The sequence below is a fragment of the Niallia sp. MER 6 genome (assembly GCF_023714395.1).
Classification (GTDB): domain Bacteria; phylum Bacillota; class Bacilli; order Bacillales; family Cytobacillaceae; genus Niallia.
Genome location: NZ_JAMAUK010000015.1, coordinates 69,853 through 96,491, shown reverse-complemented (window position 1 = coordinate 96,491; position 26,639 = coordinate 69,853). Strand labels below are relative to the sequence as shown.

Genomic DNA, 26,639 nt, shown 5'->3' with positions numbered 1-26,639 from the left:
CATTCAGGTTGCTGCTCTAACATGCTACTGATTCCAAATGTTTTTTTCTTTTTCACTGGTTAGTCAACGATATTTATCGCAATTTTAATTATCATGTTCACAAATTCACATTTTTAAGAACAAGGAGGAAAAACACATGGATATGGTGTTTTTATCACGTTTGCAATTTGCTTCCACCACCATCTTTCATTTCTTCTTCGTGCCAATTTCCATCGGCTTAGTATTCATGATTGCTATTATGGAAACGATGTACGTTAAAAGCGGAAATGAAGAGTATAAAAGAATGGCAAAATTTTGGGGAAAGTTATTTCTTATTAATTTTGTCATCGGAATCGTTACAGGGATACTTCAAGAATTCCAGTTTGGTATGAACTGGTCGAACTACTCCCGCTTTGTAGGAGATGTTTTCGGTGCTCCCCTTGCGATTGAGGCATTGCTTGCCTTCTTTTTAGAATCCACCTTCATCGGGCTCTGGATTTTCGGCTGGGATCGGTTATCCAAGAAGGTTCACCTTGCCTGCATTTGGCTGACATCTTTCGGTACGATTATGTCTGCCTTCTTTATTCTTGTGGCAAACAGCTTTATGCAGCATCCTGTCGGTTATGAAATCAACAATGGCAGAGCAGAAATGAATGACTTTTTGGCACTTCTTACAAACGGGCAGGCACTTGTTGAAATTCCCCATACTGTTCTCGGGGCTTTGGCAACAGGAGCTTTCCTTGTTACAGGGATAAGCGCAATTAAATTATTAAAAAAACAAGATGTTTCTTTCTTCAAAAAATCGTTCCAAATTGGGATTGCAGTTGCGTTAATTTCGACATTTTTGACAATGGTCGCAGGTCACGCACAAGCTCAATATTTGGTGAAAACACAGCCAATGAAAATGGCAGCGAGTGAAGGTCTTTGGGAACATAGCGATGATCCGGCATCATGGACTGTTTCTGCTTTTATTAATGTCGACAAAAAGGAAAACACAGGTGAAATTAAAATACCTTATCTGCTCAGCATTCTCTCCTACAATACTTTGGACGGCAGCGTAAAAGGGATGAATGAGCTTCAAGAAGAGTATACGCAAAAATACGGGGAAGGAGATTATATTCCTCCTGTTAAAACAACGTTTTGGAGCTTCCGCATCATGGTTGCTGCTGGAGTTGCCATGTTTGTGTTAGGCATTTACGGTGTTTACTTGGCCTGGAAAAAGAAACTTGTTTCTAAACCAAATAAGTGGTTCTACCGTTTTATGGTGGCAGGTATATCCTTGCCATTTATAGCCAATACTTCAGGATGGATTATGACAGAAATAGGAAGGCAGCCATGGACAGTTTTCGGTCTTATGCAAACAGCAGACAGTATAAGTCCAAGTGTCAGTGCAGGCCAAGTCTTATTTTCCATCATCACGTTCTGCACCGTCTATGCAATACTGGCTGTAATCATGATTTTCCTTTATGTGAAGGTAATCAAAAAAGGCCCGTACAAAATGGACGCAAAAGAGCAAAAAATCAACAATGACCCATTTGCAAAGGAGGGTTTCCATGTTTGATCTAGGTGTACTTTGGTTTATCTTAGTTGCTGTCTTATTCATCGGGTTCTTCTTTCTGGAAGGATTTGATTTCGGTGTCGGCATGTCCACACAGTTAATTGCCAGAAATGATATGGAAAGACGAATTCTCATTAACACAATCGGCCCATTCTGGGACGCAAATGAGGTTTGGCTGATAACAGCAGGAGGAGCGCTATTCGCTGCCTTCCCTCATTGGTATGCAACATTGTTCAGCGGATTTTATACACCGCTTGTCGTCGTGCTGCTTGCTTTAATTATTCGTGCAACAGGTTTTGAGTTCCGAGCAAAAGGAAATCACCCATTGTGGAAAAAGACATGGGACATCTGCATATTTTTAGGCAGTCTCCTTCCCCCACTCTTGTTTGGGGTTGTGTTTGCCTGCTTTATACAAGGACTTCCGATTGACAAAAACATGGAGCTTAATGCCGGCTTTTTCGATATTGTTAATGTTTACACACTAACAGGCGGCATTACTGTCCTTATGCTTTGTCTAGTTCACGGGCTTATGTTTACAACAATCCGGACTGTCGGCGATTTGCAGGGCCGCGCCCGCAGCCTTGGCCAAAAACTACTGCCGCCATTAGGTATTTTATTAACAGCATTTACTGTAATGACATATATCAAAACGGATATCTTCGAAAGACAAGGCACCATCCTTTCCTTCCTGTTCGGAATCGGTGTTATTGCATTTGTTCTGAGCGGATATTTCATTTCTAGGAAAAGGGACGGCTGGGCATTTGGAATGACAGGTGCTGTCATTGCCCTCTCCTTTATATCCATTTTTATCGGCTTATTCCCAAGACTGATGATCAGCTCGATCAACAGCACATTTAGCTTAACGGTTTCCAATGCAGCCTCCGGCTATTATTCCTTAAAGGTAATGACCATTGTCGCACTTACCTTGCTGCCTTTTGTATTAGGGTATCAAATTTGGAGCTATATTGTATTCCGTAAACGCGTTACAGAAAAGTCCCATCTGGAGTACTGATGGATAAAAACTTAATGAAGTCAAAAGGAATCAAGCCGATTCTTGCATTGCTAGCTGTTTCAACAATCTTTCAAGGTGCCGCCATTATTCTGCAAGCCAAGTGGCTTGCAGAGGCGATCACCTCTTTATTTAATGGGGAAAAAATTCAAGAACAATATGAGACGATCATATTGTTCTTGTTGGCATTTCTGGTTCGCCATCTTCTCCAGCTCTTCCAGCAGAGCATCTCCTCTCGCTTTGCTGAAAAAACGAGCAGGGAACTGCGCTCCCGTCTTATCAATAAATTGTTTCAGCTTGGACCGAAATATACGAAAAAACAAGGGAGCGGAAATATATCAACACTTGTACTTGAGGGAATATCCCAATACAAAGGTTATGTAGAGCTGATTTTGCCAAGGATGATCAGCACTGCCGTGATTCCGCCAATGATATTACTGTTTGTTTATTGGAAGGATTGGATTGCAGGCATCATTCTGACCATTACCATGCCAATTTTAATAGGTTTTCTTATCCTTGTTGGGCTAGCGGCAAAGGGGCAAATGAACAGACAGCTCGCAACTTATCGAATTCTTTCCAATCACTTTCTCGATTCTTTGAGAGGATTGGAAACACTTAAGTTTCTGGGAAAAAGTAAAAAACACAGTGACAATATTGTTAAAGTCAGCGAACAATATCGGGCTGCCACGATGAAAACACTGCGTGTCGCTTTCCTATCTTCTTTTGCACTGGACTTTTTCACTTCATTATCTGTTGCTTCTGTTGCCGTTAATTTAGGTGTCCGCCTTATCAATGAGAACTTGATGCTGCTGCCGGCACTGATGATTTTAATTTTAGCACCTGAATACTTTCTGCCAGTCAGAATGGTTGGAGCTGACTATCATGCTACATTAAATGGCAAAGAAGCAGGTGCATCTATCTTGGCAATTCTTGATGAGAAAAGTGATGATATTTCGATTATGCAAGATGGAGATATACAGGACATTTCTTCCATTTCATTTGAGCATGTAGGTTACCAGCATGCTCAAAGTGAACAGCTTACACTTAAAGATATTTCCTTCCATATTAATGGCAGTAGAAAGATTGGAATTGTCGGTGAAAGTGGCGCAGGGAAATCAACACTTATCGACTTGCTCAGCGGTTTCTCTGCAAATACAGAGGGAACCATTTTGCTAAACAATAAAGCTATCCCTAGCCTCATGCAAGAAAAATGGCGACAACAAACGGTTTATATCCCACAGTCGCCGTATATTTTCAGCATGACATTGCGAGATAATATTAAGTTTTACTGTCCAGAAGCAAAAGATGAGGACGTGGAAAATGCCTTACAAGCAACTGGATTGGAAGCATTGTACCGCTCCCTTGCAAATGGACTCGATGAAATGCTTGGTGATGGCGGCAGGACACTCAGCGGCGGGCAAGAACAGCGGATTGCATTAGCTAGGGCCTTCCTAACCAATCGGAAAGTCATGCTGCTAGACGAACCTACGTCCCACTTAGATATTGAAACAGAGTACGAATTAAAGGAGACAATGCTTCCATTATTTGAAGATAAGCTTGTCTTTTTAGCAACACACCGCCTTCATTGGATGAAGGACATGGATCAGATTTTCGTAATGGAAGACGGTAAAATAGTTGAAATCGGCACACATGAAGAGCTTGTAACAGCAAAAGGAAGCTATTACAAGCTGCTGACACAGTAAGGAGCTGCTAATCATGAAAGAAGACAAATGGAAATTTCCGTTTATGAGAGAAAACGCTGGACGAATCATAATCATTCTCTTATTTGCCATCTTGGCACTCGGTACAGGAGCAATGCTCACCTTTACTTCAGGCTTCTTGATCAGCAGATCTGCTATGCCGATCGAAAACATCCTGATGGTTTATATTCCCATCGTCGGTGTGAGGGCATTCGGAATCAGCCGAGCTGTGTTCAGCTACCTGGAAAGACTGGCAGGCCATGATGCGGTGCTGCGTATATTATCGAAGATGCGCATTAAGCTTTACCGTATTTTAGAGCCACAGGCACTGTTCATTAAAAGCCGCTTCAAGATGGGCGATATGCTCGGTGTGCTGGCTGAAGATATTGAACAGCTGCAATATATTTACTTGAGGACGATTTTCCCTACAATTGCCGCCTTTGTACTTTATATCATCGTCATCTGCTCTATCGGAATTCTTGATATTCCGTTTGCGATCTTAATGGCCATATATTTAGCATTGCTGCTTATTGTGTTTCCGATTTGCTCTCTCTTTTTAATGAGAAAAAAACAAACAGACTATAAACAGCGAAGGAACGGGCTATATCAAAGATTGACTGACAGTGTTTTAGGCATCACAGATTGGGTTATCAGCGGGCGCTCTGGCAGCTTTATTTCCTCTTATGAAGAAGATGAAGTCTCTGCTGCTCAGGTAAACAGCAGGCTAACAAGCTTTTCAAGATGGCGTAATTTTGCACAGCAGGCAGTTTCTGCATTAGTTATCACTTCTTTGCTTGTTTGGTCTGCTGAACAGTATGCACAAGGGCATATACCAGCTACATTGATTGCCGCAATAGTTTTAGTAGCATTACCTATACTGGACGCACTTCTCGTCGTTTCCGAGGCATTCGAAAGAATTCCAGGCTATCAGGATTCCTTGAACAGACTAAAAAAAATAGAAAACGGTGCTGAACAAAAAATTAGCGCACAGGAAACTGCTGCAAAAGAAGATTCTGTTCACATTAAGCTCGAGCAAGTTTCCTATTCCTACACAAAAGCTGATATTCCTTCCGTTCAAAATGTTTCTGTGGATATCCCACAAGGAAAAAGAATTGCAGTTATCGGCAGAAGCGGTGCTGGAAAATCAACATTACTAAAGCTAATCCAAGGAGCGATTCCTGCTCAAGTTGGAAGAGTATCCTATAATGGAAAGACTGCTTGCATTCAGATGGACTCTTCAGCAATCATTTCTGTACTAAATCAAAATCCTCATCTTTTTGATACAACGCTAAGAAACAATGTGCTGTTAGGATCAGAAAATGCTGGTGACAAGGAATTAAATGAGGCAATTAACCTTGCCCAGCTCAGTGATTTAGTCCAAAAACTGCCAGAAGGACTGGACACATTTATGCAGGAAACAGGGCAGCGCTTTTCTGGAGGCGAAAGACAGCGTGTCGCACTTGCGAGAATTCTCTTAAAAGACACACCAGTAGTCATTTTGGATGAGCCAAATGCAAGCCTAGATCCTCGTACAGAAAAGGAGCTTCTGCAGACCATCTTTACCGCTCTAGAGGGAAAATCAGTCATCTGGATTACTCATCATTTAGTCGGCGTAGAGCATATGGATGAGATTCTCTTTATGGAAGCAGGCCAGATAGTAATGAGGGGCACCCATACGGAACTTCTGAAAGAGGGACGCTACAGACAGCTATATGAACTGGATCATCCAGATTTTCTCTTAAAAAAAGATGAGGCATGATTAACTGCCTCATCTTTTTGTTTATTATTTATGTCGTTACGACTTGCCCGCCGTTTATATGAATAACTTCCCCTGTCGTGTAGCTTGAATCATCAGACGCCAGGTATACATAAGCAGGCGCAAGCTCAAACGGCTGGCCGGCCCGTTTCATTGGTGTATCAGTTCCGAAAGTCATAACATTCTTTTCAGAAAAGCTTGCCGGAATCAATGGTGTCCAAATTGGACCAGGCGCAACAGCATTCACCCTGATTTTCTTTTTAGCCAACGACTTAGATAACGACCTTGTCAATGTAAGAATTGCACCCTTTGTAGCTGAGTAATCAATTAAATCCTTATTTCCCTCATATGCAGTGACAGAAGTTGTATTAATGATGGAACTTCCCGCCTTTAAATGAGGAAGCACAGCCTTTATTAAGTAAAAGAATGAAAATATATTCGTCTCAAAGGTATTCAGCAATTGTTCCTTTGTAATGTTAAGAATGCTCTTTTGTACAAATTGTACGGCATGGTTATTGACTAATATATCAATTTTTCCAAAACGCTGGATTGCCCTTTGTGCAACAACCGCTGCGTTTTCTTCGACTCTGAGGTCTGCTGCAATAAATAAACTTTCTCCGCCCAGCTGTTTAATTCGCTGCTCTGTCTCTTGGGCATCTCTGTGTTCATTTAAGTAAACGATAACGACCTTTGCCCCTTCCTTTACAAAGGCATATGCTGCTGCCCTGCCAATACCGCTGTCGCCGCCTGTAATAATTGCCACTTTCCCCTTGAGCTTGCCGCTGCCTTGATACTTGGGATTTTCTGAAATAGGCAGTGGGTTCATCTCATATTCAAAGCCTGGCATTCTGTTCTGATGCTGCGGGGGAAAGGCTATGGGGATCGTTTTCACTTCTTGCTTTTGATCATAATATGGATATTCGGGATACATTATATTCGCACTCCTTTGAGCCTTTGTCTTTACATATGGTATGCCCAGTAAGAAGAAGTGGTGCATTATGACAGAATATCAGCGAGCACTGCGTCTGTCGCAGACATTAAATCCTTAACTTCCAGTTCAATCTGCAGACCTATTTTTCCTCCGCTGACAACAATGGACGGCAGCCCATCTGCACCTTTATCAAGCACTGTTGTATATTTTTTCTTCATGCCCACAGGTGAGCAACCGCCTCTAATATAACCTGTAAGCTTTTGAATATCTTTTACTGCTGCCATTTCAACCTTTTTAGCATGAACTGCTTTTGCTGCTTTTTTTAAATCTAGCTCCTCGGCAACTGGAATAACAAAAACATAAACCTCCTTCCCCCCATCTTGGACAACAAGTGTTTTATACACAATCTTATTATCAACACCAATCTTGTCCGCTACAGAAACACCGTCAATTTTTCCATCTTTATTTTCATACGAGTGAATTTTATAACTGACGTTTAATCCATCCAGAATTCGCATTGCATTTGTTTTTCCTTTGGCCATCTAATCACTTCCCACTCTCTACTCTCTTTTTTTCATTATAGCTCATCCCTTTCTCTAAATCCCGCCCATTACCAGAACCTATTTTTAAGATGTGCCATATAGTATTGGAAAGCTTCCTTATTTCAGCAGGAAGCAAAATGCTTTCGGACTATTGGAGGAATAATGATGAAACCATCCTATCAAGATGCACTAGCTTACTACGGGGTAAACGGTGCCCATCCTGGCGGACTTTCCTTGACCAAATACTTGCTGCAGCAAGAAAGAATAACATCAACAACACAACTTTTAGACGCAGGCTGCGGCACAGGACAAACCTCCGCCTTTATAAAAAAACATTATCCATGCTCTGTCACAAGCATCGATCTTCATCCAACAATGATAAAAAGAGCAGCAATCCGTTTCCAAAGGGAGAACTTACCTATCAGACTGCTTGAAGGCAGCGTTGAAAAGCTTCCTTTTCCTGATGGAAGCTTCGATATTATTCTTGTAGAATCTGTCCTTATCTTTACAGATATCCGCAGATCTTTGAGTGAGCTAAAGCGAGTGCTGAAGCCAAATGGTGTCGTCCTTGCATTGGAAATGACATCTGAAAGGGATTTGACACCAGCAGAACAAGGCAATATGCGGGCTGTGTATGGTATTGACAGGGTATATACAGAAGGAGAATGGGTGCGCAGCTTAGTGAACGCAGGATTTACAAATGTAGACATAAAGCTGTCTCATACTGTTTTCTCCCATATGTATGCCAATATGGAAGCCGAAGAAGAGGAAATGGATTTTACTGTTTCAAGAAATATGGAAATGGAAAATAAGCTATCAGAGCATGCGCAAATCTTATACACATATGGAAATTTCATTGGTTATCGTGTTTACAGGGCCTCTTTGTAAACGAAGGAAACCTCCTGAAAAATCAGGAGGTTATTTTTCATTTAATAAAGATTTGTGTATCCAAATAGCAGCCTGAGAGCCATCCCCCATCGCAATCGTCACTTGTTCGGAATGAGCAACAACATCTCCAGCAGCCCAAACATTCTCGACATTTGTCATCTTTGTTCTGCCATCAACCGTTATATGGTTGTTATCCATGACTTGAACGCCAAGCTGTCTGGCCAGTTCTGACTTAACAATATTGCCGCCAAATGCAATAAAGCTGTGTTCTCCTTCAAGAAATTCTCCATCTTCTAATGTATAACCTTTCAAGTTGGATCCTTCTGCTTCTACCTTTTTAATCTGCTTATTTATGACAGGAATATGATGCTCGTCCAGCTTCTTCTGCACTTCCTCATCAATTGCTTCACCGCCGTGATTAATGTAAACTAGCTCCTGCGTCCAATAAGTCAATGTTAATGCCATATTAGCACCGACTTTGCCATTGCCGATAACAATCGTCTTCTTGTTCTTAACCTCATATCCGTCACAATCTGGACAAAGATAAACACTGATACCTAAACAAGGATATAGCTCAGGAAATGGCGGAATATTATCAATGATACCAGTTGCGAGCAGTAGTCTTTTCGCCTCAAACTCCCCTGCTTCTGTATAAATATGAAAAGAGTCACTCTGCTTCTCTACTTTAGTAGCGGCAGCAGCAAGAAACTCGACACCAAGGCTTTCTGCATGCTGCTTTCCCTTCTGACGCAGCTCGACACCGCTGATACCGTCCGGATAGCCAAGGATATTATGATAACTCCTGCAAAGAGTAGACCTGCCCTTTTCTGAATCAATCACCAATACATTATGTTTATACCTGCCAAGCTGAATAGCCGCCTGCAAGCCAGCGATACCTCCGCCAATAATTGCACAATCCAATGTTTTCTTCATTATGAACTCCTCTTATTAAAGTTTATCGGTTTTATTAGATTTCCTGAATCGAATGATGTTTATACAAGGCGAAATGGTGAACATTTTTTTTACTGTTTTTCCCAAAATAGACATGAATACTTTTCAAGTTGGCTATAATAAGTCATAATAGATTCAGCAACCCCAAATTAAGGAAGTGGTTTTGTTTGCAGCTGGTAAAAAGGGAGCTTGCGCGCTTATTAGACGATCACAGCAGATGCCCTGATTTTCTTATAAAAAGGGAAATCGAAATAGACATACAATTATTAAAGGAAGCCATTTCCATCTTCGAAGAACAGCAGAACAGCTTCCACCAGAAAGAAACCTGAATATATGAATATCTTGCAAAGGCAAATTTTACGAAAGTAAAAGACGCAAAGCCACGGACCTAAGATAGACAACCTATTATGGCCGCCGGGCTGCCAGGATCCTTTATAGTTCCATTAATACCCCAATAGAAAAAAGCATAACTTCTAATGAAATTATGCTTAAAAGTATCTCTTATAAACTTTAGTCCTTCATTACTCATATCCATTTACTCTAATATTATATCTTTGAGATTCTCTGTTAAGATAACAATATATCTCATCCAGGGTCACTCTCTTTTGATAGTAGAATGTATCCGTTCTTTCAAGAGCGTTTGCAAATACAAACTTTGCATCTCCTGTACCAAAGCAGACTTCATTTAAAATTAAGCCAGAAAAATATTGAGATCTTCTTCAGAGTTTTCAGCACTTACTCCTTCTAACTGCAGTATTCTGCTTATATTTTGTTCAAATAGATATAGCAAAAAAACTTTTTAAAGGTAATAAATAGTGCTCTTTAATAATCAATTGGTATACTGGAACTCACTGTGTTTCCTTTACTGCCAACATATGTTACAGACGATTGCGCTTCGTCTAGCTGTTTTAGCTTAACAGCATTATTTTCACGTATAAGCATATCGCTAGGTATTCAGCCAAAGACATCGCATTCCATAATTTATTTTCATTAACAGTTGGCCTGCCGATATCAAATTGTGGATGCTCTTTCATAAACGGACTGATATACCTCGCAAAATAGTAGTCCAACAATCTATTAAGTAAGAAGTATTTTTGCCGCATCTGTTTCTGATTTGAATTGTTTTTTCTGTTTTAGATAAGGCTCATTCTGCCTCTCTACAATAACTAAATCAAACTCCCATATTTCCCTTTTCTTTTCTAACACATAGTAATTCTTATATGGAGGAACAATTTCCTTTATATAGTTTCCCTTAACCTCTGTTATTTTCCTATACCTGACTAATAATCATTAATATCGCTCACCTCGTTTGTTATTCCTCAAGTTCTAAAAGGCAACCTGTAAATAAAAAGCATTATTTTAAAGGAAACACCTTTTAAAATAATGCTTTAGCATTGTTACTTTTTAAAGTAAATTCTCTTAAGATTTTCTATATCTTTAGCAGCAGTAGTACCTTCCTTTCGAGCTAAAGGAAGGCTATTTTTATTAACTTGCTTTAAATAGAAACTATAATTGTACATGACAACAAAAGCTGGCGATTTTTAACTATCGATATCTTTTTACCATTTGTAATATGATAGTAAATCTCATAATTCTCCTAGTTCCTTAAAATAGTTCGTTATCTATAAACTCCTTTATTTGAGTACTAGGAATTATCTTTCTTTCTACAGGTAAATTGTTGAATTCCATAATTGGCTCTATAATTTCTACTAATGCATCAATGTCTTCTATTCTAACGTTTTTCGTAAACACAAATTGCTCCTGTTTCTCGAACCCTTTATTATGATAATCCTCGGAATCACTGCTCACTAATTTAATTTTTCCATCATTTATCACTAATTCCCCTATTGCAAAAGTATCATATTCTTTTCCTTTATATATCACCTTATATTTTCGTTCAAATATTAACTCAATCTCATCAATGTCTACTTCTTTAATAAATATATTATCATGAACATTGCCACCTAAATCAACTAATACCTTAAATCCACTTTCCTTTTTATTACTCTTTAATCTATACGTATTATTACGTATATTTAGAGGATAATTTGCACTTTTATATCTAGCGTATCTCGCCATATATGTAACACCACCCTAATTATCTTTAACCCATCCAACTTCTTCATCAAAAATAAATTTGAAAACAGGTTCCCCTGTTTTGCTATCTCTAATAATCAACAAATCTCCATCAACAAACTTTCTTGCTTGTTGGTAGTATTCTGGAAGAACAACTTCTCTGCTTCCTGTAAAACCTCTACCTGTGTACGGATAGGAATCAGGTTTAGGCTCCCATCTTGGGATAGATAACTGTTCAGGTTCTAGTATCTTATATTCTATTGTTCCAAAAAAATTATCTGGACTTCCAACAGACTCTGATATACCGTCAATACCGTTTGTTATTTTAAATGCTGTATTATTATAATCTAGACGAGCCCCCTCAAATTTCTCTTCTAAAGTTATCAACTTTTCTGTATGCTCCTTCACAGCAGTAAACCCTCTTACTCCACTATATTCTTCATTATAAAGATAATTGTATAGATCACTTTGTGGAATTACTTTTGCCATTGGAGTATTTTTTGGCGGTAAGCCTATTTCATCTCTAATTAAATTAACTTTCTGAAAATCTTCTTCACTTAATAATTTATCTGGATGTAATAAAACCAAAAATTCATCAACTGAATAACCATACTTCTCTAAAATAATTTGTATAGATTCACTAGTTTTAGTTTTTATTGGCCCATTTTTAAGTTGTGGTCTTTGTTGCCCAGACAACAAACTCAAAGCCTTATCCTTTTCCCCGCTAACAGACTCCACTGCCTTACTTTCTGCTTTTACAGTATCATCGATGTGGACAATTCCGGTTTCTGTCACAAGTTTGGGTGAGCTGCTGATACGCTGTGTGACGTCATCAATCCAGCCTTTCCCCATACTTGTCGCTTCCCGCGCCATAGTTGGCACAAAGGGCAGCCCTGCAAAAATGCCTTGGGCAAGGCTTGCTTGCCTTTGCTCGTCTGTTAGTTCGTTGCCGAACATGTCATTGCCTGTCATGTATTCGGACAGGCCGTTTGCTGCGATTAGACCGTAAAGGCCCATTTCTGTTTTCTCTAATGCGGAGAAGGTGTTGGCACTTCTGTATGCATCGAGAGCATGATCGGCTGCTGTGATGGCTTTCGTTGCGGAGTAAATGCCTTTGCCGCCTTTGATGGCCCGTCCTGCCCAGCCGACTATTGGTATAAATCCTGCTGCGGCCATGGCTCCTGCTGTGACGCGCTGACCGGCTGAAAGCTTTTCTCCTGTTACGGGGTCGACGCCGTCTTTTGCCCTAAGATAATCATAATAGCCGGAGAATTCTCCTGCAAATGTTTTGGTCCCTTCCCATAGATCTTCGTACCATGGCCGGTTTGCTATTTCTCTCGCTTCTTTTTCCTCTTTTTTGAAGCTGAGATATGCATCTGTTTGTGCTTCTGCTTCAGATTTGAGCTGATACACTTCGCTTGTTAGGTAAGCGTCTGCGTTAAAATGAATTGGTGATATATCGCTGCCCTGTTTTGTAGCTTCAAGGAGGGCGCGGAAAAGGGCTGCCACGTAGAATTCTTCTCCTTCTGAGGAGAGGTATTCTTCTAATAACTCCTGGTCGGTTTGCCCGACGGCATCTAGTGTATCGGTCCTTTTCTTTCTAGCTTCTACCATTTCGTTGTCGAACCGCTCTCTAGAAAAAGGATCGAGGGATATCAGATCCTCGATCTCTGCGAAAATATTTTGGAGAGCTTTGCGCTGCTCACTGACCATTTCATCTGCCTGTCGTTCTTTATAAAGCAGCGCTTCTTCAAGAAAGCCAGTTTCCACTCTAGTATTGCTGCCTAAGTTCTTATCCTCCAGCTTGCCTTGCACACCTTCAAAAAAGGCAATTTGCCTGTCTATCAGGCGCTGCCATGCTTCTGTTACTTCTATTTGACCTCTGTAAAATCCTTTAATTGCCTCTGCGCCTCGCCCCTCAAATTCATTTAGTTCAACAATGTCTTGAAAGGCTTTGCGCAGCTGTGCAAACTGTTCCCGTATGGATGAATAGTGTTTAGCTCTTGCTTCCATTGTTTCACGTAAGCTATTTCCATCTAATACCTTCACTGACATCACCCTTTACCTGGTTATCGCTTCATCTTGTTCCTTCAATGCATCAATATTATCCTTCGTATCGGCCACATTCTTTAGAACAATCTTTTTGTATTCCTCTATCAAGTTCTCGATTCGTTCTTCTCTTTCTTTCCATTCTGAAGTGAAATCAAGCTTGTTATCCTTCAGCTTGCTTGTCGGTGCACTGCTCATATCAAGATTGTGCACCGCCTGTTCTGCATTGCTTAGTTTGCTGATTGCATTTGCATGGTTTAGTTTAATCGTAGCCATATCACAACATCCTTCTAATTTCAGATATTTTGCCTTTGACATCCTCAACCATTTCTTCTCCGCGGTCCAATAGTTTGTTTGCTTCAGAAACAAGGACCCCGATACCATGGAGACTGGCTTTTTCTATTTCCAGGAAGTTGATTTTATTTTCGATTGAGCTTTGGTAATATTCATATTCCCTGTTCCCAATATCACTCATCGTCTGATACACATCTTCCCGCTTTCCGTCAAACTCATCTGCTCTTTTGCCAACCCAGTTTTTGTCTAAATCAGGCTTTTTCAGCTGTCTGATTTCTTCGAGCATTGCATCCTGCTCATTCGCCACTTTATTTTTAGCTGATCTTAACCTTTTAATTTTTCGTTCAATATTATCTATTTTGCCGCTTACATCGCCGCCTAGGTTTGCGAGTATACTAGAAAGACTCATAATTATTGCCCCTTTCTTTCCCCTTGTTTTGCTGTCCGATAGAAAACAGTTAAAACGATGCCAAGCAAAGTGATGCAGACAGCAATCAAAATGCCTAAAAATAAGGATAAAGAGGAGGTGGTATCAGTCAATGTTTCTTCTGATACTCCCGCTTGCCTTATTTCATCATCACCTGCAAACAATCCAAGCTGTTCTGCATTCTGTTCAATCTTATTTGTGGCTGCTTTTTGGAATAGCTTCTCTTTGACATCATCAGCAGAAAAGGTCTTTTTGCCGTCAAATATGAGCTGCTTTTGTTCTTCTGGAATTTCAGACTTACTTGATGAGGAAGCATCCTCATCAAGTAAGTCTGTATTTTTGTCAGTTGATTTACCTTCATAATCATTTGGTGCCAATTCATCAATATTTGTATTTGTCTCTGCATATGCTTTTTTCACAGCTTCATTGTAAAAATAAACATTTATTCCCATAAAACAAATAACCAGATATATAATCCATTTACATCGTTTCATTAGCTCCCACCTCATGCTCTAAGCTGCTGGAGGAACCTTTAAATCGTTCAATCAGCACCTGCAGAACGATAAGAAGAAGCAGTGCAAACACCAGGATGATAGCAGCCGGAGCAAATAATGATTCAGTGCTGTACTGAATGGAAATATATACATTGCTCATCGGATCAGTAAATTTAAAGTTAGGTGTGCTCAATGCCAGCAATGGTGTGACATACAAAGCAACCATACCTGCTGTTACAAACAGACCGGCAAGGCGGTGCAGTGAAAATGCTACAGTAATTATGCCTGAGCTTACCATTAGCAATAAGATAGTGAACACCGTCCATTCCATTGTGGCCTGCTCTGCCAGCTGATATATTTTCAGACCGTAAAGGCTGATGATAAAGCCGACAAGGGTGTTGACGAGCAGGAATAGTGCTGCTCTTACCCAATATGGCAGGCTGTTGAAATAGTAGGTTGTATAACCGATTAACAGACTGCTTAATAAAACGATAAACAGCACAACTACCGGCGGCACTGTGTTTGTTTCAACCTTTTCAGAAGTTCCTGCAGTCAGCTGCAGCGGACTTGAAAGGAAGTCATAAACAACACCATTCGATTGATCGTCAACAAAAGCATTGCCAAGCACGGAGAAGACGTCATCTCTTATTAGCTGTGTTGACTTAACATTTGTTGACCATTTATTGTTCAGCACATCTGCATCTGTCTGAACAGCAGAAACCTCTTGATGTAAATCATTGGTGTAATCAATAATGGTATCCTGACTTTCGCTTGCTTCCTTGAGCCCATTGTGGAAGGAGCTCATTTGCTCTTGAATAAGCTTGTAGCTCGTTGCAACTCCAGTTCCCTTTGCTTCGGCACTTAAATTGCCAGCCTCGTTTTGAACCGGCTGCTGAATTTGCTCCATTAGTTTGCTCGCATCCTCTTGCATGGAAGTAAAGCTGTCTAAAAGAATGCTTTGATTTTCATCCATTGTTTTCTTGTAATCTGCCATAAACAAAGTAAATCTATCGTTTAATGCAGTTAAACCGTCACGCATTGTTGGTGTTTCCTGCTCCAGCTGATTCCAATAGCTGGCTTCTTCATCTGTTACTTGGAAGATAGCTTGAATTTGTTTAAGGAAATCTTCATTTGCCATAACTTCTTCTTTTGCTGGATTCTGACCGAGCATGCTTGACAATGTGCCTTCATACTCGTTTAAGAACGCATAGTAATAAAGGAGATCTACCACTTTGCCTGTCTCCATATCTTTATCAAACCAGCTCTCAAGCTCCTGTTTACGCTCTCCGGAAAGAGCTTCAGATGATAATATAGACTGTTCCTTTTCTTCAATCACATCCAATATTGCGGTCATATTATCAGCGTATTGGGAAAGCTGGTCTCTCAGCTCGTCATTTACCTCTGTTAAATCCTCTGCGTACTCTATTAATCTTTCTTTTTGCTTCGTCAGCTCTTCGAGTTGTTTATTTAAGTCTTCATTCTTCGTTTCCAGCTCTGTTAAGCTTGTTGCGTTATTGGTGAGCTGATTTGTTAGTTCGGCAATTTGTGAAAGCAGTCCTTTAACATAACCTTGCTGATTATCACCGCTTGTCTTTAGACTTTCGCTCACTTTCAGCACACGCTCATTAATAGCCTTCAGCTGTTCAACAGCCTTTGCCACTTCTTCGCTAGAGGTGCTGCCTGCCATGCTTGCCAATTGTTCCTCAAGGCTTTGCAAAGCAGCATGGATATCTTCTAATTCCTTTTGTTCACTACCTGCTTCATTCGAACCTCCAGGCTGTTGTTCCTGTTCTTCACCTGTTTGCTCGTTTCCGTTCGTTCCGTCTTGCTCAATTGTGGCAGATGAGTTTTCACCGCTGTCATCAGCTGGCTTATCACTATCTGCTCCCTCTTCTTCTGTGCCTTCATCAGGCTCTGTTCCTGGATCTTCTGTAACATCATCGTCCGTCATTTCCTCTGGCACTACCGGGTTTTCCGGCGGAGCCTCTGGCAGCAGCACTTCTTCTCCATCTGATAAACCTTGTTTTGAAGCTACTATTTTAGTCTGCAAGGAGTTAAGTGTTTTCGTATCAACTAACTGCTGATAATAGTCTAAAAGATTGCTTTGATATTGATTATAGGAAAGCAGCTGGCTTCCGACTGTATCAACTCGCTCTTGCTTTGTTTCTAGAAGCAGGCTTTCATTTGTCTGCAGAGAAGTGTTCAAGTCGGCCATTTGCTGCAATACTGTTTGTTCATTCTCATTTAACAAGTTTTGTGTCTGCAAATACGGCGACTTTTGGTTTTCTGTCGCTGTGCTAATATTGGCAACCGCATCCTCTTGAATGCTTGCAAGAAGCTTTTGTTGCTCCTGTTGATATTGTTCATATGCTTTCACATTATCAACAAAACCTGTTAAGTCCTCTGAAAAGGAATCAGCTGAAGCTGCCTGATCTGTCCCTTGATCAGCAACTTGCCCGAAGGAGTTCTTAATATTGTTTAGCATCGTTTGCTGTTCTTTTATCTGATCTGTTAAATCCTTTGAGCTCGGCTTATAAAAGGCAAGCATCGTAGTTTGGAAATCAAGCTCCTTTTGCAGGATTTGGTCGAATTCCTTCTTAACAGAATTCATGTCTGTCGCGACATAGCTCCAATATAAAGAAGATACGCGCTGATTTGTCCGCTTTGTTGCTTTTTCAATTTCCAGCTTTACCTTCTCTGTATTGACAGCATTTAATTGTGCTTGCAACTTATAATCAAATGTCACCTTGGCTGGGTTCTCACTCTCATAATCCATTACTTTCTTCGAAAAGTCTGATGGAATATAAATGACAGCATCATATTTATTGTTGCGCAGCCCGCTTTCGCCGGCGCTTCTGCCAACAACACTCCAGTTATATGCAGAGTCTTTTGCCAAAATACTTGCAGCACTTTCGCCTAAACGAATTTCTTGCTCCCCTTGTACGCCAACATCTTCGTTTACAATAGCAATTGATTTTGTTGCGTTCTCCTTCTCTTTAAGGGGATTTTCCCCAATTGCCTTAAAAAACAGCAATGGGGAACCAATAATGACAACTAATGCGATAATTATCTTCCATATAGGAAAGCCCTTCACTATAGGCTCACCTTCCTTTCCACTAACATCAACGGAATCTGGATTCTCTTTTCTTTACCATTTTCCACATAATAGCCGAACCCTGGCTGCACTTCCTGCTCTTGTCTGTCATAAGCGAGGGTAAATAAGGTCTGCTCTGACTTCTTCATTAAGACAAGTGCCTGGCGGACTTGCTTCAACTCTAATGTCAGCGGGTCATAGCCTTTGGTCAGCTCATTGTTTGTTCCAGATACAACGATATGGAAACCAAGATGGCTGTAATTCTTCATAAGTCGAACAATATTTTCTTGAATGCGGTTATCGACTTGCTGTAAAAACCTTCCGTATCCATCAATAAACATATAGATATGCGGGTGCTTCTCTGGCATCCTGCCGCTTTGCACAGCCTCTGCATAATCTGATTCCCTCTGCTTTAAAATGTTCTCAACATTGTCTATCCAAGCAGCAATCATTTCCTTGTTATCGATAAAGCTGACCTCATCCTTATCTCCAACATGTGACAGGCTTCTGTCAATAGAATCAAAGATGGCAGGCTTTTCGGTCGTCTGATTAAGCGCCTCATTTAAAATAAGCTGCATGGCATTTGTTTTGCCTTTTTGCGCTTGACCTAAAATTAAGCAATGATTGGTCTTGGCAAAGTTTATGCTGACAGGCTCGACAAGCTCCTCTTCCAATCCAATTGGAATTAAGCCTTGCTGCTGCTCCTTTACATACAAGTAGAACTGTTTATTATTCAGTTCAGAAGGCAGCATTGGCACTGCTTTCGGCTTATCACATTCCATATACTTCTGTTTTAAAGCATCAATGTCTTCTTTCAGCAATCGCAGCTGCTCATATTCATCCATTCCGATGTTTGGCAGAACAACTTGAGAGAAAAAGGCAGAATCCTTTTTAATAATTGCCCGGCCTGGAATCGGTTCAGGCTCAAACGGCACCCTGCCTAATATGGAATAAGCTTCCGTGTTGTCCATCAAATAATGGACAATTTTCGTTCTAAGATTGTTCATTAATGTCTGACGAATAGAATTAACTCTCGTTGCACTGAAAATCATATAGATGCCCAGCGATTGTCCATCCCTTGCAAATTGATTCATCTGGGTCTCAAAGTCATGCATTTCATCTTTCACAACATCATAGTTATCAATGACAATAAACCATAATGGCAGCGGATCTGCCGAAAGAGTGTTGTACATCTTAATGGAGCTTACCTCCATTTGTTGGAACAGTCTCTTTCGCTTCGCCATCTCACTTTTAATAATGGCAACGAATTTATTCGTTTTGCGCTGCTCATCCATCAAGAAATAATCTGCCGAATGCGGGAGCTGCCTTAATGGCAGCAAACCGCCGTTACCGAAATCAAGCAAATAGAAATGGGCTTCTTCCGGGCTTGCATCGGCAGCAATTCCCATCAGCAAGGTAATCATTGTCTGTGTTTTTCCATAGCCTGAAGATCCGAAGACTCCGACATTGCCATCCTCCATCCATTCATATGTATATGAAGACTGACTTTGTTTCTCAGGCTCATCAACCATTGCCAACAAGACCTTCTTCGCTTCTTTCTCTTGGGCGATATCTGGTCTGTAGATGCGCGGTGATAAAGGCGGCAGCCATGGACTAGCGATTTTGATAAGACCTAATTTTTGATGAACTGCTTCAATCTCTTCAACAATTGCTTCCATCTCTGTTACCGAATCTTTTCCTGTTGTATCCTGTGAGGAAAGCTCCGATAAAGGCACTAGTCCTAAATCTGTAACAAGAGCAACCTCATCCTCATTAAGTGAGGCTTCATCGTTATAGGCTGCTCCGCTCCATGCAGATTGGAACAGCTCGTATACCTCGTTATTGCCAACCTGCAAATAGCCTCTTCCTGTCACTGTAATACCGGCAGCATCTCCGTTTTTCAAGATTTCTCTGCTGTCCTCAGCATTTTGCACTTTTAAGGCAATGCGGAAGCGGGCATTACTCCAGATTTGCGCGTCAATAATGCCGCCTGGCTTTTGTGTTGCGAGAATAAGATGGACACCAAGGCTTCGTCCAATTCTGGCAGCACTGACCAGTTCTTGAATGAATTCAGGCTGTTCGCTCTTTAATTCTGCAAACTCGTCAGAAATAAGGAAGAGATGCGGCAGCGGTTCAGCAATCTTATTTTGTTTATGCAGACGAGTATAATCATTAATATGATTCACCTCATATTGGTCAAACAGACGCTGGCGCCGCTTGAGCTCACTCTTGATAGAAGCAAGTGCGCGCTGGCTGAAGTTTTTGCTTCCTTCAATATTGGTGATAGTGCCAAGCAGATGGGGCATATTCTTAAATGGCTGAGCCATTCCCCCACCTTTATAGTCAATCAGCAGGAAGGCAACCTCATGGGGATGGAAGTGCACAGCTAATGACAAGATGTATGTCTGCAAGAATTCACTTTTACCAGACCCAGTAGTTCCTGCTAATAATCCATGCGGACCGTGTGCTTTTTCATGAAGGTTCAATCTGACAAGATCTGTTTTCCCTTTAAGACCGATTGGTACTGCTAGCGATTTTGCTGATTGGTTATTATGCCAGTACTCCTCGATTGGTATATCTTTAACATCTTTAAATTGCAGCATTTCTAAGAAGGATACACTCTCTGGAATAGAGTTTGTCACACCGACCTGATGGTTCAGCGTCCTTAGCATCCTCGCAAAATACTCATTATTTTCATACTGATGGGTATCAAGGCTGAACGGAATTTCGACTGCCTTTTTATCCTGCATCAGGATATCTCCTTGAGAGGTGTTAATATAGCGGACAAGCGTATGGATATTATCAGAAAAGCTTTCCTTTGCTTCTGAAGCAAAGATGACAGAGATGCCAAGCTGCTTGTACTCACCCTCTAAATATTCTAGGATGACATGCTCTGATATAAGCTGCTGGTTAGCAATGATAAAAATATAGTGCGGGGAGAATAACAGCTTTTCTTTATCCTCCTCTAAGTCTCTTTCCCGAATCATTTCATATATCGAGCTCAGAAGCTGGTCTCTCGTGCTTTCGTTATAAATCATGCCCTTTGCATGGGAATTAGGCAGCTGAAAATGAGGCAGCCATTTCATCCACTCCCATGTGCTGTATTCCTTTTCATCAAAAATAAAGATGAAGCGGACATCATGATAGCTGTGGAAGAATGCCAGTTGACCAATCAGTTGGTGAAGCTCCCTTTTAAGTACTGCTTCCTTTCCGATTAATCCAATTGCACCCTTTGACAGATCGACAGTGATTGGTAGCGGATCAAGCTCCTGATAGGTTTTCTCAAGACGCTTTGACGCTTCCATGAGCTCATCCATTTCCCTGTTGGACATATCCTGTGAGCTTACATCGATTTTGTAGCTGGCCGGCACTTTACCTGTTCCAATGCGGAACTGCAGGAAATCCTGACTTGTTAATGTTCGCTCCCATATTCTGTCTGATACTTCTGAGACCATATATTTCATTCGTTCAAAGGATGGAAAATGATAGTGAAGCACTTCACGCTGCTTTTCAGACAGCAGATGAAGCTCTTCCCGTTTCTCTTCCAAATAATTAGAATAAATACGCCGTCTTCTTAGCTCCCATTCCTTGCGGTTTGCTTTATCTTTAAAATACTGGAAGGTAGATGTAAATAAAGTAGTTGCAAACATCACAAGAGAAACGACGATAAATATTCCTCTAGGAATGAACAGCGCTACAATTCCCATTACGATAAGCATCATTAATGGCGGCAGGATAATCAGCCATAGTGGGCGCTTCGTATGCTGTGCCTCTTGTCCTGGAAATGTGAGTTGAACTTTCTCCTTTGGAAGCTCATATACCATCCTCGGTGTTCGTCTGTATAAAGGATAACGTTTTTTCATTTCAGACTGATGAGGTTTAATTGCCTCCAACTCTGTGCCAAATTCCTTTGCACTCGTAACAGCAAGTAGGTCTTCCTCCAAATATGTAATTTCCATACCATTCCAGAAGAGGATATCGCCTAATTCCAATTCACTGTCTGCAGCCAGCAAATGGCCATTAAGATATAAGTTGGCTTCCCCTTTCTTTACAGACGGTTTGTCATATAAATCGAGCATAAAGCCTGCTGACAACTCGTCCTGTTTCTCTAGCAGCCAGTATTCCGACGCGCTCTTTCCTTCATCTCCATTCGCTGCAAAACGGATTTCCTTACGATTACCAATATAATAGGTGGTTTCAGGTAGATTCCTTGTTAGAAACAACTTAATAAATAAAGTCCCTGTATTTACAGAATGCTGCATTTGTTCCTCTAACTGGACTGTTTCCTTGCCAACCTGACAGAAGGCATTCCCATTTTTGTCGACTGTTACTGTTAACTGGCTTATTATGTTTGCTGCGGTTAAAGTAATATCATCATCAACTGCTGTTCCGATGGTTAGCTCGTCATCCTTTTTCAGATGAGCCTTTTCGTATGTATCATCATGAAATACAAATAATGTGTACATCTTGTTATCTCCTCTTTAATCGCTGACGTAATGACGATAAACGATTAAGTTTCACTGTCTTCTTCTTGCTGGTATTCCTTAATCTCCCGATCAATTTCATCGATTTTTTGCTGACGTTCCTCGCTGTCCATCGATTCATCTGCAGAAATATTTTCCCGGTAATTAATAAGGGCAAAGACAATAAGATCTGTCTCCTCTAGAAATCTTGCCGTTTTCAGTGCTTCTTCCCCTTCTCCTCTGCCAATCTGGATCCAATAATCTAAATACTTAGTATCAGATTGCAGGGTGACGGTATTGCGGACAAATTGTTTTTGCTCATCTGTCAGGTTTTCATTTGAAATATAAGCTGTTGCCAGTTCATATTTAGCAACCTTAGGCAAGTCATCGATTTTATAAGGCTGAAGTGTATTAATTACGTCACTGTAGGAACTGGTTAGAAATTGTTCTTGTGCAAGTATAATCTTGGACTGCTTCGGCTGCAGAAAAAAGATAGAATAAAAGGAATATATAATGGCTGGTACAAGCAGAACACTCACAGCAATCAAACTATTACGGAACCATTTCCATTTCTTTTTTGTCACTTCTATATACAGAGATGCAGACTCCCTATCCTTCCTTATAAACTCGTCGATTACTGTTAACAGCTCTTCAACAGACTCGGCCTCAAGCACCCTTTTGCTGTCTTCACTCAGCTCCAAAGTCTTCTCATATTGCAGGTATTGCTCAAATGAACGGGAGACATCGACCCAAGAAGCAGCCAGCGCCTTCAGCTCTTGCCACAGCTCAACCTCATCTCTTTCGTAAGGAGGCAGACTTTCTTTCACTCCATAATGCAGGAAATAAGGGGTCAAGCCTTGATCCACCACAATGTTCTCGGGACTGATGAAAAGATGCAGCCTTGAGATGCGATGATCTTTTACTTTATGAATCAATTGATAGATTATTTTTAATCTGTCCTTGTGCGAAAGCCCTTGAATAGAGGTACCATATTGATAGGAGCTGGGAATATCAATCTGTATTTGAAGAGCATCCTCCTCTACATTAATTTCTTTAGGAAGCTGACTTTCTATATCCTTAAGAATTAACACTTCACTCTTATCATCCATCTTTATCTTTTCAATTTGAAAGATAAACGTAATACGATTTTTGTCTTTTTTGATTATCGCATCCAACTTTTTTTCTAAGTATGTACGTTCAGCTTGAGGCATCTTCTATACCACCCTCATAAAATTTCAATAATATCTCCCGTAGTAATTCCTGCATCTGTTAGCCGTTGATTTCCCGGGAATACCTTTTGTTTATTTTTCACACGCACCCAATAACCTGATCGTGGAAGAGTTTCTATATCAGAAACCTGCCATGATAAATCGATTAGCTTTTTTATTGTGTAATAGTCAGATAAGCGTAAGTCGATTTTGTTTCGATTGTATTTCTGCAAATCGACCGTTACTTCTATATACATTATTTTCCACCTCAAAACGTAAAGGAGCGCTCCATAAAAAAAGCGCTCCTCCTAGGGTTTAGTTCATTTATTAAAATACACACGGCTTTTAAAAAGCCACATCCGCTATTTCGTCACCCATCATGATGCAAATCATGAAGAAGCTCTAACGATATTAAGTTCAGACACTTAGCCGCGAATTTGGTTAGCGATTTGAGCATCAGCATCCTCAAGCGCTTTAGCTGTGCTGTTCAATTGTGAGGAGATATCCTCTAGCAATTGCTGCATTTTAAGGAATGAAGGGCGAAGTGATTGGTATTGCTCACTGAACGCTTGGCTTGATTGACCTTCCCAAATGCTTTCCAATTCTTGGATCATTTGATCCAAACGAGTGACTTGTTCACCAACTTGACTTCCCTCGTTTGCATAACGGTTTGACATGCTAATAAGCTCTTCAGGGGTTACTCGAATGATTCCTGCCATGTTTCCTCTCTCCTTTTTCAAAAAAATTTTAGCTATCATTCTTTATAACTATGTAGCTAATGGAAAACAAACATCTATATATTAATTACCACATTTTAATATCCAAATAAAGGATAAAACGAACTTTTGACCATAAATGCATTTATTTTCCTATGAATATTATAGTAAATAGGACATATTCTCCCTTTTTTCAACACTAAAATCTAGTAATATAGTTCTTTTTTGTTTTTCTACAAAAAGAGGAGTGTCAACAATGACACTCCTCTCACATTCGTTGTTCCTGATTATGATAAAACTTTATCTTCTTTAAAGAATTGCGGCAAATGCTCTTTATGTGCTTCAAGCATTTCATTCAGAATTTCTTTCGCCACTTTATCAGAAGGCAATAACGGGTTGATTGTCATCGCAAGCAATGCTGTATTGTAGTCGCCTGTTACCGCTGCTTCTGCTGCCACTCTTTCAAAGGACTTAATTTGCTGTACTAAGCCTCTGACAGGTACAGGAAGGTCACCAATAGAGATTGGTTTAGGGCCGTCTTTTGTGATAACACTGCTGATTTCTACAGCTGATTCATCAGGAATGCTGGCAATTGCACCGTTATTAATTGTATTAACAGGCTGGATATCGCGCTTATCGTTGTACATGGAGTCGATCAAGCTGCAGGCTGCATCGCTGTAGTATGCACCTCCGCGTTTTTCAAGCTGTGGCGGTTTAATAGAAAGATTTTCATCTTTGTATAATTCAAACAGCTCTTTTTCCAGCTTTTGTACAACTTCTGCTCTTGTTCCTTGCTCTGCTGCTTCCTCATGCTCATGCTCAAGCATTTGTGCTTGCTTGTAGTAGTAACGGTGGTAGCCGCACGGGATTGCTCCCAACGCTTTAATGAAGTCTGGATCCCAGTCAATTGCTGCAATATTACGCATTGTCGCACTTGCATGCTTGCCTGAAGTCATTTCTTCCAGCACTTCTTTTGTAACTTCTTTTCCGTCAAGATACACATGCAGGCCGTATACCATGTGGTTAAGTCCTGCAAAATCAACGCGAACTCGCTCAGGTTCTACTTCCAACAGCTTGGCTACACTCATTTGGATAGAAATCGGCACGTTACAAAGACCGACGATTTTTCTCCAATTGCTGTGACGAAGCACTGCTTCTGTTACCATTCCTGCAGGGTTCGTGAAGTTGATCAGCCAAGCATTTGGACAAAGCTCTTCCATATCTTTAACAATGTCAAGGATGACAGGGATTGTGCGTAAGCCTTTGAAAAGGCCGCCAGGACCGTTTGTCTCTTGTCCAATTACATTGTATTTCAAAGGAATTCTTTCGTCCTTCGCTCTTGCTGCAAGCAAGCCGACACGAAATTGAGTTGTAACGAAATCGGCATCTTTTAAGGCTTCTCTGCGGTCAAGAGTCAAATGAACCTCTATTGGTAAACCAGCCTTTTTCACCATACGCTTCGCTAAATTACCTACGATTTCTAATTTTTCTTGTCCTTCAGGAATATCAACAAGCCATAGCTCGCGAACCGGCAGTGAATCATATCTTTTAATGAATCCTTCAACAAGCTCAGGTGTGTAGCTGGAACCTCCGCCAATCGTTACAATTTTAATTCCGTTGCTCATATAGAAACGCCCCTTTTCTTATTTTTAGGTGTGTAACCCTTTTCAATTTTAGTTGATGTTATAATAAGATTATCTAAGTTGGAGTAAATCTATTTAATGGATGTGTTTAACATGTTTACAAATGAGCAGATTCAATCTTTTTCCGATCTTGAATATGAGCTTTACAATTACATTATGAAGAATTCTCGGGAAGTAACCTATATGAGAATACGAGAACTCGCAAATGAAACGCATGTCTCCACAACCACCATACTTCGTTTTTGCAAAAAGCTTGGTTTTGACGGCTTTACTGAATTCAAGGTGCAGCTGAAAAATCATCTTGCAGAGGAAGAAACATATCGGCTTAACAATACATATACAACTGTTTCCGATTTCGTAGAAAGAACGCTTTCAGCAAACTATGAATCTAAAATTAAAGAAATAGCCGAAGTTATCGCTAAAGCAAAAATCGTTATTTTTATCGGTGCAGGAACCTCTGGCGTCATTGCAGAATATGGTGCAAGGTTCTTCTCCGGTCTCAAGAAATTTTCTCTTCATATTAAAGATCCGTATTTCCCAATTTACAGTCACTACATAACTGACAGTGTCACAATCGTGCTGTCTGTGTCAGGCGAATCTAAGTCAACAATGGAAAAGCTGGACCGCCTTAAGCAGGACGGCAGCATCATTGTAAGTTTGACAAATCATTCTGACAGCTCACTGGCCAAAATGTCTGATTACAACCTGGCGTATTATATAACGACAGAATATTTGGGAAATGTCAATTTAACGACTCAAATACCAGTCATGTTTTTAATTGAACGGTTAGGAAAAGAGACTTTCGACTATATGCAATCCTCCTTAATCAACAGGGATGAAGGGAAATAGCATTGCTCCCTT

The 26,639-nt window shown here is 40.5% G+C and carries 21 protein-coding genes and 1 riboswitch; of the genes, 7 read left to right on the top strand and 14 right to left on the bottom strand.

The window, feature by feature from the left end:
• Nucleotides 1-136 precede the first annotated feature (136 nt).
• Genes M3600_RS17575 through cydC form a run of 4 tightly spaced genes read left to right on the top strand, consistent with a single transcriptional unit; the run spans nt 137 to nt 6,005 of the window.
• Complete coding sequence (locus tag M3600_RS17575) at nt 137-1,540, top strand: cytochrome ubiquinol oxidase subunit I (RefSeq protein WP_233315977.1); 1,404 nt, start codon at nt 137-139, stop codon at nt 1,538-1,540.
• A complete protein-coding gene (gene cydB / locus M3600_RS17570) occupies nt 1,533-2,549 on the top strand; it encodes a cytochrome d ubiquinol oxidase subunit II (protein ID WP_251646892.1) in 1,017 nt (338 codons plus the stop codon). Before M3600_RS17575 ends, cydB begins: the two co-directional genes overlap by 8 nt.
• Nucleotides 2,549-4,249, top strand: a complete 1,701-nt coding sequence (cydD, locus tag M3600_RS17565) for a thiol reductant ABC exporter subunit CydD (protein WP_251646890.1) — start codon at nt 2,549-2,551, stop codon at nt 4,247-4,249. The genes cydB and cydD overlap by 1 nt, the downstream gene beginning before the upstream one ends.
• Before the next feature lie 13 nt (nt 4,250-4,262).
• Nucleotides 4,263-6,005 (top strand): thiol reductant ABC exporter subunit CydC, encoded by a 1,743-nt coding sequence (gene cydC / locus M3600_RS17560; protein ID WP_251646887.1) that lies wholly within the window; start codon nt 4,263-4,265, stop codon nt 6,003-6,005.
• A gap of 28 nt (nt 6,006-6,033) precedes the next feature.
• On the opposite strand, the gene M3600_RS17555 is transcribed toward cydC, so the two are convergent.
• On the bottom strand, nt 6,034-6,933 hold the full coding sequence (locus tag M3600_RS17555; protein ID WP_251646886.1) for an SDR family oxidoreductase: 900 nt from the start codon (nt 6,931-6,933) through the stop codon (nt 6,034-6,036).
• Nucleotides 6,934-6,998: 65 nt separating this feature from the next.
• Complete coding sequence (gene ybaK / locus M3600_RS17550; RefSeq protein WP_233315982.1) at nt 6,999-7,475, bottom strand: Cys-tRNA(Pro) deacylase; 477 nt, start codon at nt 7,473-7,475, stop codon at nt 6,999-7,001.
• A gap of 162 nt (nt 7,476-7,637) precedes the next feature.
• Between ybaK and M3600_RS17545 the strand changes: the two genes are divergently transcribed.
• Nucleotides 7,638-8,363 (top strand): class I SAM-dependent methyltransferase, encoded by a 726-nt coding sequence (locus tag M3600_RS17545; protein WP_251646885.1) that lies wholly within the window; start codon nt 7,638-7,640, stop codon nt 8,361-8,363.
• 30 nt (nt 8,364-8,393) lie between these two features.
• Here the strand turns inward: M3600_RS17545 and M3600_RS17540 are convergent, their stop codons facing one another.
• Nucleotides 8,394-9,296, bottom strand: coding sequence for an NAD(P)/FAD-dependent oxidoreductase (locus M3600_RS17540; protein WP_233315984.1), 903 nt, complete (start codon nt 9,294-9,296; stop codon nt 8,394-8,396).
• 185 nt (nt 9,297-9,481) lie between these two features.
• Here M3600_RS17540 and M3600_RS17535 point away from each other — a divergent pair, with 185 nt between their 5' ends.
• On the top strand, nt 9,482-9,643 hold the full coding sequence (locus M3600_RS17535) for a hypothetical protein (protein ID WP_233315985.1): 162 nt from the start codon (nt 9,482-9,484) through the stop codon (nt 9,641-9,643).
• A gap of 10 nt (nt 9,644-9,653) precedes the next feature.
• Nucleotides 9,654-9,741, top strand: a riboswitch (cyclic di-GMP riboswitch).
• 1,178 nt (nt 9,742-10,919) lie between these two features.
• On the opposite strand, the gene M3600_RS17530 is transcribed toward M3600_RS17535, so the two are convergent.
• The 11 genes from M3600_RS17530 to M3600_RS17480 form a co-directional block, all read right to left on the bottom strand.
• The gene (locus tag M3600_RS17530) at nt 10,920-11,393 is read right to left on the bottom strand and encodes a hypothetical protein (RefSeq protein ID WP_233315987.1); all 474 of its coding nucleotides are present in this window, start codon (nt 11,391-11,393) and stop codon (nt 10,920-10,922) included.
• Between the two features lie 15 nt (nt 11,394-11,408).
• The gene (locus M3600_RS17525; protein ID WP_251646884.1) at nt 11,409-13,439 is read right to left on the bottom strand and encodes a ribonuclease YeeF family protein; all 2,031 of its coding nucleotides are present in this window, start codon (nt 13,437-13,439) and stop codon (nt 11,409-11,411) included.
• 12 nt (nt 13,440-13,451) lie between these two features.
• A complete protein-coding gene (locus tag M3600_RS17520) occupies nt 13,452-13,715 on the bottom strand; it encodes a YwqI/YxiC family protein (RefSeq protein WP_233315989.1) in 264 nt (87 codons plus the stop codon).
• Between the two features lies 1 nt (nt 13,716).
• Nucleotides 13,717-14,142, bottom strand: coding sequence for a YwqH-like family protein (locus M3600_RS17515; RefSeq protein WP_233315990.1), 426 nt, complete (start codon nt 14,140-14,142; stop codon nt 13,717-13,719).
• A 2-nt stretch (nt 14,143-14,144) separates the two neighbouring features.
• Entirely contained in the window at nt 14,145-14,654 is a 510-nt protein-coding gene (gene essA / locus M3600_RS17510; RefSeq protein ID WP_251646883.1) for a type VII secretion protein EssA, read from the bottom strand.
• Nucleotides 14,641-17,748 carry a type VII secretion protein EsaA gene (gene esaA / locus M3600_RS17505; RefSeq protein ID WP_251646882.1) on the bottom strand — a complete coding sequence of 1,036 codons (3,108 nt, stop codon included), beginning with the start codon at nt 17,746-17,748 and terminating at the stop codon, nt 14,641-14,643. The genes essA and esaA overlap by 14 nt, the downstream gene beginning before the upstream one ends.
• Nucleotides 17,748-22,214, bottom strand: coding sequence for a type VII secretion protein EssC (gene essC, locus M3600_RS17500; RefSeq protein WP_251646881.1), 4,467 nt, complete (start codon nt 22,212-22,214; stop codon nt 17,748-17,750). The genes esaA and essC overlap by 1 nt, the downstream gene beginning before the upstream one ends.
• Before the next feature lie 44 nt (nt 22,215-22,258).
• Nucleotides 22,259-23,422, bottom strand: coding sequence for a type VII secretion protein EssB (essB, locus tag M3600_RS17495; RefSeq protein WP_233315994.1), 1,164 nt, complete (start codon nt 23,420-23,422; stop codon nt 22,259-22,261).
• Between the two features lie 14 nt (nt 23,423-23,436).
• Nucleotides 23,437-23,676: an ESX secretion system protein YukD gene (gene yukD, locus M3600_RS17490; protein WP_233315995.1), complete on the bottom strand. Its 240-nt coding sequence runs from the start codon at nt 23,674-23,676 to the stop codon at nt 23,437-23,439.
• Nucleotides 23,677-23,844: 168 nt separating this feature from the next.
• Entirely contained in the window at nt 23,845-24,138 is a 294-nt protein-coding gene (locus M3600_RS17485) for a WXG100 family type VII secretion target (protein WP_233315996.1), read from the bottom strand.
• A 284-nt stretch (nt 24,139-24,422) separates the two neighbouring features.
• The gene (locus M3600_RS17480) at nt 24,423-25,760 is read right to left on the bottom strand and encodes a 6-phospho-beta-glucosidase (RefSeq protein WP_233315997.1); all 1,338 of its coding nucleotides are present in this window, start codon (nt 25,758-25,760) and stop codon (nt 24,423-24,425) included.
• Nucleotides 25,761-25,871: 111 nt separating this feature from the next.
• Here M3600_RS17480 and M3600_RS17475 point away from each other — a divergent pair, with 111 nt between their 5' ends.
• Entirely contained in the window at nt 25,872-26,627 is a 756-nt protein-coding gene (locus M3600_RS17475) for a MurR/RpiR family transcriptional regulator (RefSeq protein ID WP_233316156.1), read from the top strand.
• Nucleotides 26,628-26,639 lie beyond the last annotated feature (12 nt).